Here is a 12,674-nt window from a genome sequence, read left to right on the forward strand (position 1 = left end):
ACTTTTTTAAATGCCCAAAAATAGCATCACACTAAAAAGGACATTGATCAAAAACACGAACATAAAAATATATCTGACCTGCCTTACTTGAAAATCACCAAACACAAAAATATAAAGACCTGCAATGCCAAGTGTCAGGACAGGCTGAAGAAATGGCACTAAAAGCGAAATGCCGTAGCCGGCTCCCATGATGACAGGAAGCCATAGTAAATAGAGGTAACCGCCGTTTTTGGATTTCAAGAAACCACTCCCTCTCTTTCTTCTATCTGCTTGATTTCAGGCTGAACAAACTTGAGTCCGGCCATTGTGCGTCCGCGTTTTTGTGATGTCCAGACTGCAATCGCCGGCTGATCTGTGAGAGATTCTGTATCAATGGTGATCAGCACTTTCTCATGTAATTCAATTGAAGCTTCAGACTCGATTTTGCACCCAGTTACACTTATATCATGTATGTTCACCGGCACCTTCTCTTCTAACCGGCCCTCATAGGACAGCGTGCCTGCCACGCTTTGCAACGGTCTTCTCACCCATTTGCGCCGCAAGGCCCTTGGTACTTTTTCCGTTTCTCTTATAAAGCGGAGAAATGTCCGAACAGCATAGGATTTTTTCTCACGATCCGTTATCGATACATGCTCTCGTGTGAATAAGAAACGGATCAATGATAGGTACTCTGATTTTTCTGTATCAGTAAAAGCAACACCAACCATCAGCTTGTCTCCCTCTGGATGGCTCCAAACCACATCACACGCCACACTTTGATCCTCTGAAAAGAACAATTGCATTTGCCCTTGATTTAAAGAAGAAGCTTGATCCAATGGAATGGATATACGCGCACCTGAATCACTCATGTCTAGTAGAAAACAAGCAATCGATTCATCTTGACGATCAGAACAGAGCTGCCCCTCTTTTTCTATGACAAACCGCTCTGATTTTCGATAACGCGGACGATCAAACGCCACAATCAGTGCCATGAATAGACCTGCACCGTTATAAAGCACCCAAAAAATATTAATCAACGTGAGATCAGCATTCATCGTCCCATTTACCTTCATATCGTATCCTATTTTCACAAGGACAAGCAATGAGAGCAGCAAGAAGATCAAATGAGGAATCATCGTTTTCAAATGAAAATGTCTCTTGTCCGTTTGAATTCCCTTCGGCGTGACAAGGAATTCAACCCTCTTCTTCAAAAACAGCTCACTTAAAGCTACACCAGCCAGATGGAATGCCATAGAGCTTTCGTAAATATGACTCCAAAACATACTTCTTTTTTGATTCGACACCAGTTTAAACGCTAAATACGAACTAAAGAACGCCGGCAGCCAAAACATAAAAATGGACTGGAAATCTGCCCAGAAACTTTGAATACCAAACAATAAAAACAAAATCGGTGTAAGAATGTAAATCATTTTAAACAAACCGTTAAACCAATACACAATGCCATCTAAATAAAGAACTCGCTGCATAAGCGTTAAGCCGCGAACCTTCAATGGATTAAACTTACGGGCGCACTGAATGTTCCCTCTCGACCACCGGTCTCTCTGCTTTAACAAATCAAGCCAGCTTTCAGGTGCCAGACCGACGGCTAATACTTCTCCGACAGACACAGATTTGAACTTCCCTTGGAGAAGCATTCCGGTCGCCATGTCTTCTGTAATCACTCCAGTAGCAAATCCGCCTATTTCCTCTAAGGCCGTTCTTCTAAATACAGTATTACTCCCGACATACATCACCGCATTGAACCGATCCTTACCAGCCTGGAGGGTTTGCATGAAGAAGTCCTGTTCATTTGGAATTCGATCCTTCGAGAACATATTATATTGGAAAGGGTCTTCGTTATAAAATGCCTGTGGAACTTGAACAAACGCAGTCGCTCCATCATGAAAGTAAGGCACTGTCTTTTCTAAAAAGGCAGGAAGGGGGACCATATCAGCATCAAGTGTGAGAATCAGCTCCCCATTCGTTTGAGACATCGCATGGTTTAAATTACCCGCCTTAGCAAACTTGTTATCTGTTCTTGTCAGATAATGAACGCCAAACTCAGATGCAAGCTGCTCCACAGACTCCCTCTTGCCATCATCACATAAATAAATATGGACGCTGTCTTTTGGATAAGAGAGATTCAAACAGCCTGCAACCGTGCGTTTCAGCACTTCAATCGGTTCATTATATGTAGCTATGAAAATATCAACTGTTGGCAGCCTGTCCAAATCACTGATCGTGACTTGTTTCCGATTTGAAGGCTTCCAAACAAGTGTATAAAACACAAGCAGCTGTAAAAATCCAATACATTCACAGGCAACAAGCAAGATGCCCATTATCATATTAAATGTACCTTCATGCGGCAGTGTAAAGAAGAGACGCCAGCAAATATATGCGGCATTTGTTAACACACAGAGCACAATGATGATTTTTTTAACAGTAGAGGCCAAGGGCTGAATACGATACATCACATACAACACAGACAAAACACAAAGCATCAACAGCGGGTAATACGTGGTGAATAATGACAACAAATTTACCTTCTTTCTTACGCCATAAATGACTATCACATATAAAATTCCATAACAAAGGAGGGGATTTTTTCATCACATTGCCCCTCCAAATCTATTCAAGCAGCCAAATTAATATATTATTTCCACAATGTATCTAACTGATTTGAATAAAAATCAATCGCTTTTCGATAACTTAAAATAGCAGGATCTTTTGTCGTTTCAGTTAAACAGTTCAGTAATATTTCCATCGCTTTGCTATGTTCCTTTAAATTATACAAAGTCATGGCATAGAACGTTTGAATGGCTTTGTTGTACGGATAAGTTTCCATCCCTTTTAGGAATATCTGTTTTGACTTTTCATATTCTCCTAAAGTTCTGTATGTACTTCCTAACCCTAGTAAAGCGTCTTCTAGTTCTTCTGAAGACAATCCTAACTCAATGGCCCTTTCATAAAAAAAGACAGCTTGCCTTTCCTCTCCTAACAGGTCATAACTCCAGGCACATTGATAATGAATAGAGGCATCGTCTGGATACTCCTCTGCAAGATGAGACAGCAATTCATTTGGTTCTTGAAGATGTCCACTTTTTCGAAGTTCAATGGCTTTTTCAAGCTTTGTTTCCATCACTTCACCTCTACTCTTTTCAAGATAAAAAGACTGATATTTACGAAAACACCTTTTCATTCCGCTCAATCATCCGCGTCATATTTTTCTCAAATTCCAGCTGCTCTTCTGCATTCAGGCCCGAGGCTGTCAGCTGATCACTAAGCTTTTGAAGCTCCTCTAGTAATAAACGCATAAGAAGTGTACAATCAATCGGTTCACCGATTAATTCTGATAAGGATGCCATCGTATCCGGCTGTATATCAGGAAATACTGCCTTCACTTCTTGCCGTTTATCCTTTAAGGCGGCGTCATAAAAACGGCGGATCAAGTTGGCACGTTCACGCCCGCTTCCATCTGCACACAAATAAATTTGCACAGCGACCCCACCGCGTAATCTACGCTGAGAAATGCCTGCAAATTTCTTTCCATTGATACTTAAATCGTAGCTGCCTGGACAATAAGAGCCGACTATTTCATAGGCTTCAATGTCCACATCATACATAGACAGCATCCGGCGGATCAATTCCACCATCGCATCATATCCGCGGTCAATATCAATGCCCTTCTTTTGTTCCGCAAAGATTAAAGACACATTCAGTACACCTTCATCCAGCACCACAGCAAGACCGCCTGAGTTGCGCACAATCACACGATATCCCTCTTCCTCAAGCAGCTTTACGCCATCTTGGAGAAATGGAAGTCTTGTATCCTGAATCCCAAGCACAATCGTATTGTGATGCACCCAAGAACGGGCTGTCGCTGGTGAAAGGCCCTTCCCCACCGACGCGCAAAGCGTATCATCCATCGCAAAGGATTGCTTCGGGTCCACATAGAGACCGAGACTCGACTGATCGATGATTCGCCATTTCGGCTGTGTCAGTAACTCAATAGGTTCATTTTTCATCTCCTGCATATCCTCTCGTTCATAAACTGTGTTTATTATACCATGGGATGAATGGGGGGAGAATGCAAAAAAGCTCTATGACATTTGGCGTCACAGAGCGTTTCAGTTGGATGATTTGGTTTTCTTGTTCTTGCTTTTCGAGATGAAATAAACAATTGCAATTAAAACGACAGGAACCCCAACCACGAGGCATGCAACGATCAATGTATTCCACGGCAAATCGATCATCTCCTTAATAGACTAAACTTCTATGAAACAGCCCTCATTTACCCAGCTCAACAAGTCTTCAGCGACCAATTCCGCATACTGAGGGTCCATCACACCAGCATCGACGATCCACACTTTTTTCTCCTCTTCAGCCAGCCGCATGAGAAATACTTGCCCGCCGCCATCGTCGCCAATCGCCACATAACCGCTTGCATATTGCTGAACCTCCCATGTTTTATTGCGTTCCACCATGTCCTCTGTCCCGTATAGAAGCACCTCACCGCCAATGGAACATCCATTTGTCTGTTTCAGCAAAGCCTTATAAGCACGGGGCAGCACCATGTTTAGCTGGGATTCTGCCTCTTTGATATGTATGTCACTGGCTGGTTTGTTCACGTGCAGATGTGGGATTTGGGGTAAATTGATCATTTTTAAGGCCTCCTCTATTTTAAGTTGCTGATTTTTTCATCACCCTTTTATACAAACGAAGAAGCATTTTTAAAAGAAAATAGAAAATGACCACGTCAAGTATAAAACCCCACAATAGAAATTCAAAAGCATGATGTCCGTGCAGAACTAGCCAATCAATAGGGAACCGCGATAATCAGCATCTGAGTAAGAAACTCCTCTCAGCAAAGCTGTTCCTATAACAATCAGAACACTGATACTTAATAGCCAGTTGGATGTTTTTTTGTTTTGTTTATGTTCCATATGCATTCCTTTCTCTGTTTTGCTGCCCGATACAAGACTTGATTCCAGTACTACAGACAACCGTCCTATCTATGACAGCATTTCTTTAAGCAAACTCTCTGCTTTATGTAATTCATCTAGAAAGGGGTTTAGATAGTCATTATAACTATCCAAATAAGCTCTCACCCCGCCAATGATCAAAATCTTTTGGAGATCTTCATTGTTCTGAATGATCCTTTCAGCAATTTTATATCTTTTGTATATTAATTGGAGAACACCTTGATTGATTTCTTGTGGATATTCTTTTTCTAGGATGTTGATGACGGTTTGGATTTGTTTCGTTAGTTGTTGTTTTTTGTTCATTGAACGCTCCTAAAGAATCTGCAATTTTTATTCTCTTATCAATTCAACAAGCCATCCCTGAGTGTATCTGATCATTATCGTTCTTAAGCAGGTATATCGATTCAACTATTATTATATTTCAAATAACCCTTAAAAGTTTATAGACTTTCAAGGGTTTAAAGACATCATCTCTTACTAATAAATATCAAGTCGTTGACAATTAAAACTTATAAAATCGCCTTCATTTATATCTCCTGGTAAATTGTTATCCAATTCTAATAAAAGTCCGCCTACTCTCACTTTTTCATCATGCTTATCAATTAATTGTCCTAAGAAACTATAGCTAAAATTATCATCTAATTTTTCAATTCTATACTCTGACAATTCAGCTTTCACTAGGTCTGACACATCTAAACAATAAATAGGCTCTAATAGTTCACTTTCTTCAAGGTAATTTAATGGTTGAGCAAAACACATTATTTCCAGTTCACCATCTGTTACAATCACTTCAGCTTCTGAAGCTTCTTGTGAAATCCAGTTTATTTTTTTTATTTTCAATACGATCACCCTTTTTTACTTCTTTGTTTTTATCCCTAAACTTGGTGCTTTTTTAGAAAGTTCTTTAACCGATTTTATATGAAATGTGGTAATATTCCCTGTTTTTCTATCAAGCCCAACAAAACCATATTTTGCACTTCCCTTTCCACCAACAAGCCTCACATAACCATTCAGTTCTGGTACATATTTCCCCTTCTGAATAACGTGATTTGCATCTTTAAGGTAATTTTTGATATTGTATTGATTTTTACCCATTGCATCCATTATCTCTTTACTATGCTTTTCATAATGAATAATAGCTTGATCACCTTTGAATTTAATCAGGTCACCCGCACCCTTAGCCGTCTTCTCAACCCTCTTCACATTCTTCCCTTGATCCAACCTAAAAACATATTTCCCAACCTTCACTATTTTCGTTATTGGGATGATAGAGGCGGCGGATAGAGCTTGGTCTGTGCTGCTGATATTTTGGCTGGTTTCTGGGTCTTTGCCAGTAACCGCTCGGTAGCCGTCGTAGATGCCGCTGTATTCTAAGATGATGTTTTCAGTGGTTGAGACGACTTCACCGTCTAATATGCGTTTAGCGTTGCCACGGCTGCGGCTTTCTGGAATTTTGTCGACTTCTTCTATTCTTATTTCGCCGTTTGCGATATACGTTCGGATGATTTGTTTATTGGCGTAAACGGTGTATCTTCCACCAATAAAATCAATATCCGACGGATCCGTGACGACTTCATCTGCGATGTCGAATTCTTTTAACTTTTTAATGTCTTTTACGTTGTATAGTCTACCATTTATGACTCTGATGTCTCTATGAATCTTGTTTTTCCCGTTCACAGCTTCCTTTTGTAATGTCGTAAGCAATGGATCGTTTGCTGTGACTTGTTTACTGATGTTTTTATGGTTGTCATTCCGAACAATCGTCTCCACATTCGCCTGTTGTTTCTCTTTCAGTTTCTTCAGCATGATCATCAATGGATTGTCTTTTGGGTTGTCTATTTTATCTTTCAATCCGCTGATGGTGCTGCTTACTTTTTCTTCTTTTCCATCTTTGAAAATAGAACCCTTTTGATAGCTCGTGATGTCGATTTTTGGGCCGGTGAACATGGTACTTAAGGTATCTATGTATTGCTTCATTGTTTGAAGGGAGCTTTTGGTTTCATGTAAAGCACTTGTCTGCTCCCTGTCAAATGCATGAAGCAGACCAATATTTCTTGATGTCTCAAGCCATGCCTTTTGATAGTTCTGCTGAAACAATGATTCGTCTACATTTGGCAAATGAACAATATGACCAACTCTGCCGATGGCATGGTTTACCTCTGATACAATTTCAGAAATCGTTCGTTCAGCTTTTTTTAAGCCTTGATCAAGATCATGTTCGATAAATGCTTGTGATATATAGCCGTGCTCATTTGATTCTAGCGCGCTAAGAGCCTGCTTTGTGTTTTTCAATGCGGCGCTATATTCCTCAATGACGACCTGAAAGAATTGCAGGAAGGGAATATGGCATTCTGTATAAAAGGCGCGGATGGCTTGTCCCGCCTCTCCCTTTAGTGCGCCATCGAGTGAGATGATGTGATTGATTTGTTTTTCTAGGGAGCTGATTTGCTGTGACTGCTGCTTTAACGCATTCAGCGTTTGATCTATTCCGTTTATTAGCGCAAAGGCGTCAAGGGTTTTCATTGCGTTCTCCTTTATTTTCTTTTACTGCTGGAAGCAAGCGCCTTGTCCGTTTCAATCATGGTGTTCACCGCTTGTTCTGTTTGTACAAGCTGTTTCTGAAGAATGCCTATATAGGATGTACTTAATTCGTTCAGCTGCTGATTGATCTTTTCTAATGTGTCTGCCGTCAGGAGATGATTGCTCCCTTTGATGGTGGTTGGAAGGGCTGCATTCATTTGAGCGCCTGATTGCTTTGCATGCTGTAATACTTGTTTGACCTGACTGGCATCTATTTTAATTTCTCTCGTCATGTGACTACCCTCTTTTTTCTTCCAGTTGTTTCTGCTTTTCTTTCTCTATTTTTCTTTCAACCGAATGAATTTCATGTTCTAACGAATGGATATCCGATGTTAAATCACTGATTTTCTCATTGATTCGATTTAATAGATTGGTTAGCTGTACACCTTTTATTTCCTGACTGGCGGAAGCCATTTCGTCTCGAATGTCATCAAACGTGTCTGCCAAATGGCCAAACCATGTATGTGATGTCAGGTCTGGATGTGTGATTTTTTTGCTGGCATCTGACAGGGCCCATTTTGCCTCTTTGATTTCTTTTCGGCACATATTGAGTTCGATGATTTGTTCTTTTTTGATAGATATATCTGCCTTTAATGAATACAAGGCTGCTTTATATCCGATGATTGCTCCAGATATGGTCAAACACCTCTATTCCTTAAATAGTCCTCCGTTATGTTACCATTTACTAGCACAAGAGGCATATGATTGAAAGTGAATTTACCAAAAAATGAATCGTACGTATTGGGTTTTAATACCTATTTCTCGCGCGCAAAAAAGCTGGATTCTTTTACTGAATCCAGCTTTTTATTGCTTATTTGAGCGATTCACCTGCTGATGCAGATGGATGATCGCTAAATGAGGTGGTGTCTTTCTTTTCAGGAATATAATTTAGAGAGAAACCAACAAGACTGAAAAAGGCACTTAACACCAATGTTGGGTTTTTAAATAGGTTCGTACTTGCAATGATCATATCTCCCTTTTGCAAAAGAATCCCTAGTATTTGACCGAATACCAACAGGGCTCCTGACGTTAAGAACAGGACAAGCAGCACTTTAAATAAAAATTCCATCAATGCTCTCATGTGTTTCTCCTTTCTATACTGGAAGTATTCCCATTCCGATGAGCCAGCCAATTCCTACGATCGGCAGCATATAGTAGAGAATCAGCGGTATAAACGTTTTCTCCGGTCTGGCTCCTGCAAGACCAGAAGCAATGAAAATTGATCCTGATGCCGGCGGGGAAGCGCCTTCTGTTGATGAAAAAGCAAGAATGGCGACAACAGCCACAACTGGATCCACTCCGACTGAGACTAAAGCTGAAAATGAGACAAGTCCAACAGCTGTTAATGTGGCTGTAGAAGATAATGGTCCAGCCACCAGCGTGACAAGAATACCCACAATGAGCACCATGAGCCATTTCGGAATGGTAAGCACTGATGTGATTTGCGTCAAATCTTCTGCCAATCCTAATTCAGCAAGCACCTGACTTGCCGCAACAGCAAACAGCATCAAGGCACCGATCGTTGTAAACTTAGGTATAGCCGACTTGAAAAACTGAGACCAATCTAGTGCAGACGCCTTTTTTCTCCCAATTGTTAAACTAATCAACATCATGAGAATCGGAATCCACGTAATTAAAGAAATTTGATCCATTGCCTCTGGTCCAATGTTTGGATTACTTTTCAAGTAGTTTGCCAGCGGACCTATCGTGACAATGATAGGAATCAAGGCACCGAAAAAAATAAAGATCGACTTCCACCCTTGTTTCACAGCTTCCCTAAAAGGAAGAATATCATCTGGCGGCATGGCCTGAATTTTATTCTTTTTCACCAGAATATACACAAGAATAAATCGGTATACGACTTGATACAGTCCTCCTATTAACAGGGCAATATATAAATCTCCCTCAGATACAAGGGCTGCAATTGGTGCAAACCCCAGCATGATAAACATTGAAGAGTTCGGAGGCAGTGCCGCCCCAAGTCCGCCATTCCCTGCTAAAATCGTGGCTGTATGGGTTCGGCTCCAGCCTGATTTAATCATCCAAGAAGCTGTGATAGAGCCAGTGGCTGCTGTGTTTGCAGAATTTGAACCTGAAAGAGCACCTAAGACCGCTGAACCTAACGTACTCATATAAGCCGCTCCACCAGGGAGTTTTCCTACAACCGAATTTAAGATTCGCAAGAGTGCATGAATTAATTCCAGCTTTTCGATTAAATAGGCCATGAATACAAATGCAACAGCTGCATAGAGCACCTCATATGTGGATGCAAATTTTAATCCATCCCAGAAAAGTCTTAATGCATCCAATCCGCCAAATAATGTGGTTGCAATAAAGCCTAATAGCATGGCTTCTCCCATATTCCGCTTCACGACGACATTCCATATAATGATGACAGCTATGAATACAATCAACGCAATAAAACCCATATCGTTTTTTCGCCTCCCCTTCGTTAAATAAAACGCTTACAATTTATTGCCCCTGCTGCATCACGTCAATGACTTCTTCCCAGCTGGCCGGCTTTTTCCCATTAAACCGTTCAGCGAATTGAAAGTCTGCTAATCTCTCTAGCTTCTGTTGTGCTGCCCGAGACATACTGGCATCAACCTCTGCTTCATCCAGCATTTCAATCGAGCCAAGAAGCTCGATCGCTCGTCTTTTTGCATGCAATGCACTCCCTGTCACAAGACGGTTCATGGTCTCTTCAAAACTTTTGCTATCCATTGTATCGCTTAATGAAGAAATCACTTGATGTTCCACATTATACTTTTTTGAAATTTCCAAAAATTCAATCATGAGACCAACGATCCCCTTCATATAAACGCTTCTGATCAGCTTCAAGGCCGAAGCATCTCCTGGCTGGTCACTGATTTTTTTAATATTCATGCCATAAGCATTCATTACTTTCATGAATTGGTCAGTTCCACTGCCGCTTGCCGTGATCGGAACCTTGTGTTTGTTAACTGGAAGAGGCCCTAGCATGGCAGCATCTACGAATAGAGCTTTTTGCTTTTCAATTTCGTTTGCCACTTGTTTTTTGATGTCTGGTGTTGATGCCGATACATCTACATATACTTGATTCTCTTTCAAACTTCCCGATACGGTTTGGGCCACTTCTAAGGTTTTATTCGCTGGCACAGCAGCAATCACAATATCAGATTTCTCAACGACTTCGCTAATACTGCTGGTTAATTGAACTCCTGTCTGCGATGCTTTTTCCTTCAACGCGCCAGCCAATTTCTCGTTTTGTAATAGTACATCATACGCATAAAATTGATCTAATCCTTCTGTTTTCAATCCTGTTGACAACTCATATGCCGCTTCTCCATATCCAATAAAGCCTATCTTCATCACCGATTCTCCCCTATCCCTGATAATTTTTCATTCTGCCTTCCAGCCATGCCGGTGCTAAAAGACTGATGTCTTGCTTGCCTTCGTCCACATACTGTTGAATCGTTTTTAATCTCTGATTTTCATACGCTTGTTTCTCTTCCGCTAGTGTCAGCAGATGTTCCGCCTTCTCCTTTGGAACGATGACGACTCCATCATCGTCTGCAATGACTAAGTCACCTGGTGCTACTTTGACACCGCCGCAAGAGATGATTTGATTCAATTCCCCAGGACCATCTTTAAAAGGTCCATTTGGCATAAACCCCTTACTGTATATCGGAAAAGCCAGTTCCTCTAAAGCGAGTTTGTCGCGAACAAGCCCGTCAATCACGATTCCTTCTATTCCTGCAGCCTTTGCTACACCTGCCATCAATTCCCCTAAATATGCATGGCCCTTATGGTCTTTTCCATCAACAATCAGTACATCTCCTTCTTTCGCAGAATAGATCGCTTGATGAAGAAATAAATTATCCCCTGGCCGTAAGCTGACGGTAAAAGCTGTACCTACTATATTCATGCCTCTTGCAACTGGTTTGATTTGATGATCCATCGCGCCGGTGCTTCCCATCACATCTGCCAGCAAGGTCGAGCTCAGTTTTTTTGCCCGATCTATTAGATCATTTGACACGAATTGAACAGTACCCATTGTTTCCATCATCCCCTTTGAGTTATATTCATTACATTTAATTTTATATAAAGTAATATATATTACTTTTGTGATAAGATCATACCATCTCATTTTTATTTAGTAAAGCGCTTTCAGAAAATTTTAAAATAAAAAAAATGAGTCACCACACGACTAATGTGTTGTGTGATAACTCATTTTCGTTAACATATGATTGATTTGATCTAAACGAGGTTTTGTCCTTTCAGGCTCATTAATGGCTAAGGCACTTAAAATGTAATCTACGATAAAGATAGCAGATACGACAGAGTTATGAGAGCCCGCACTTGCTGAGGAACATGGTAATACATATTGTGCATACTTGGTTAGTGGAGAGCTGTAGCTGTCTGTAATTAAAAGCACTTCCACCCCATATGACTTCGCTGCCTCCAGCAAATCCTTTATACGCTTTGCATAGCGAGGATAGCTGACCGCTATAATGAAATCATCAGATTGAAAATGAACGAGTTCGTCGACCCAGTCACTTTTGTCTGCATCAATATATTGACAGTTCCCCAGTAGGCGATTGATTCCTTGTGACAGATACTCTCCAACAGGTCTTCCACTTCGGACACTTGTACACAGAACCTGGCGGGAGCTGGCTATTTTTTCAACAATATGCTGAAAGGTTTCTTCCGTGATATTGTCTAAAGCGTACTGGATATTTTGAAATTGCAGCTCGACATGATTATGCAAAAGCTTACTTTTATTTGAATGCTTGAGGTTCGCTTCAAGTCTCGTTTGAGGGGCAGCTTTATGCTTCATATTTGATTGAAGCTCTTTTTGAAGCTCGGAGAAACCGGAATACCCTACAGCAGCAGAGAATCTCATGATGGTCGCTGTACTCGTCCCTACTTTTGACGCCAATTTATCTACTGTTAAAAACGCGACCTCCATTGGATTTTGCACGATATAATCTGCAATTCTCCTTTGTGCCTCGGTTAATCCCGCGACCTTATGCTGAAGCTTATGTATTAAATCGTCCATTATAGCACCTGCCCATTCTAAATTCTATCGGCTTTATCTACGATCAAAATTTTTTCTTTTCCCCCTATATTGTACACATTTGTCATCAAAAA

Annotated in this window: 15 protein-coding genes; all 15 read right to left on the reverse strand. The window is 40.8% G+C overall.

The genetic code is table 11. The annotated features are described in order from the left end of the window. Positions 1 to 6: 6 nt before the first annotated feature. The 15 genes from NSQ76_RS18495 to NSQ76_RS18565 all read right to left on the reverse strand — a co-directional run bounded on the left by NSQ76_RS18495 (position 7) and on the right by NSQ76_RS18565 (position 12,582). Entirely contained in the window at positions 7 to 240 is a 234-nt protein-coding gene (locus tag NSQ76_RS18495) for a DUF5970 family protein (protein ID WP_024423775.1), read from the reverse strand. Beyond that, positions 237 to 2,513: a glycosyltransferase gene (locus tag NSQ76_RS18500; RefSeq protein WP_268479427.1), complete on the reverse strand. Its 2,277-nt coding sequence runs from the start codon at positions 2,511 to 2,513 to the stop codon at positions 237 to 239. Before NSQ76_RS18500 ends, NSQ76_RS18495 begins: the two co-directional genes overlap by 4 nt. A 119-nt stretch (positions 2,514 to 2,632) precedes the next feature. After that, on the reverse strand, positions 2,633 to 3,118 hold the full coding sequence (locus tag NSQ76_RS18505; RefSeq protein ID WP_341055345.1) for a tetratricopeptide repeat protein: 486 nt from the start codon (positions 3,116 to 3,118) through the stop codon (positions 2,633 to 2,635). Between the two features lie 40 nt (positions 3,119 to 3,158). Next, positions 3,159 to 4,004, reverse strand: coding sequence for a lipoate--protein ligase family protein (locus NSQ76_RS18510; RefSeq protein WP_268479425.1), 846 nt, complete (start codon positions 4,002 to 4,004; stop codon positions 3,159 to 3,161). A gap of 240 nt (positions 4,005 to 4,244) precedes the next feature. Continuing rightward, complete coding sequence (locus NSQ76_RS18515) at positions 4,245 to 4,658, reverse strand: SMI1/KNR4 family protein (protein WP_341055798.1); 414 nt, start codon at positions 4,656 to 4,658, stop codon at positions 4,245 to 4,247. Between the two features lie 333 nt (positions 4,659 to 4,991). Beyond that, positions 4,992 to 5,264 carry a hypothetical protein gene (locus NSQ76_RS18520; protein WP_151039736.1) on the reverse strand — a complete coding sequence of 91 codons (273 nt, stop codon included), beginning with the start codon at positions 5,262 to 5,264 and terminating at the stop codon, positions 4,992 to 4,994. Between the two features lie 174 nt (positions 5,265 to 5,438). Beyond that, positions 5,439 to 5,801, reverse strand: a complete 363-nt coding sequence (locus NSQ76_RS18525; RefSeq protein ID WP_034621921.1) for a hypothetical protein — start codon at positions 5,799 to 5,801, stop codon at positions 5,439 to 5,441. 15 nt (positions 5,802 to 5,816) lie between these two features. Beyond that, positions 5,817 to 7,484: a T7SS effector LXG polymorphic toxin gene (locus NSQ76_RS18530; RefSeq protein ID WP_341055350.1), complete on the reverse strand. Its 1,668-nt coding sequence runs from the start codon at positions 7,482 to 7,484 to the stop codon at positions 5,817 to 5,819. An 11-nt stretch (positions 7,485 to 7,495) separates the two neighbouring features. Then, positions 7,496 to 7,774 carry a YwqI/YxiC family protein gene (locus NSQ76_RS18535; RefSeq protein WP_025093845.1) on the reverse strand — a complete coding sequence of 93 codons (279 nt, stop codon included), beginning with the start codon at positions 7,772 to 7,774 and terminating at the stop codon, positions 7,496 to 7,498. A 4-nt stretch (positions 7,775 to 7,778) separates the two neighbouring features. Then, positions 7,779 to 8,177 (reverse strand): YwqH-like family protein, encoded by a 399-nt coding sequence (locus tag NSQ76_RS18540; protein WP_024426388.1) that lies wholly within the window; start codon positions 8,175 to 8,177, stop codon positions 7,779 to 7,781. A 175-nt stretch (positions 8,178 to 8,352) separates the two neighbouring features. Continuing rightward, positions 8,353 to 8,622 carry a hypothetical protein gene (locus NSQ76_RS18545; RefSeq protein ID WP_326133220.1) on the reverse strand — a complete coding sequence of 90 codons (270 nt, stop codon included), beginning with the start codon at positions 8,620 to 8,622 and terminating at the stop codon, positions 8,353 to 8,355. A gap of 13 nt (positions 8,623 to 8,635) precedes the next feature. Then, positions 8,636 to 9,970: a TRAP transporter large permease subunit gene (locus tag NSQ76_RS18550; protein WP_024426389.1), complete on the reverse strand. Its 1,335-nt coding sequence runs from the start codon at positions 9,968 to 9,970 to the stop codon at positions 8,636 to 8,638. A 43-nt stretch (positions 9,971 to 10,013) separates the two neighbouring features. Continuing rightward, a complete protein-coding gene (locus tag NSQ76_RS18555; RefSeq protein WP_341055359.1) occupies positions 10,014 to 10,892 on the reverse strand; it encodes an NAD(P)-dependent oxidoreductase in 879 nt (292 codons plus the stop codon). Positions 10,893 to 10,905: 13 nt separating this feature from the next. Then, positions 10,906 to 11,577 carry an RraA family protein gene (locus tag NSQ76_RS18560; RefSeq protein WP_341055361.1) on the reverse strand — a complete coding sequence of 224 codons (672 nt, stop codon included), beginning with the start codon at positions 11,575 to 11,577 and terminating at the stop codon, positions 10,906 to 10,908. A 153-nt stretch (positions 11,578 to 11,730) separates the two neighbouring features. Continuing rightward, complete coding sequence (locus NSQ76_RS18565) at positions 11,731 to 12,582, reverse strand: MurR/RpiR family transcriptional regulator (protein WP_024426392.1); 852 nt, start codon at positions 12,580 to 12,582, stop codon at positions 11,731 to 11,733. Between the last annotated feature and the right edge of the window lie 92 nt (positions 12,583 to 12,674).

Source organism: Bacillus sp. FSL M8-0256 (assembly GCF_038005765.1).
GTDB classification, from domain to species: domain Bacteria; phylum Bacillota; class Bacilli; order Bacillales; family Bacillaceae; genus Bacillus; species Bacillus safensis.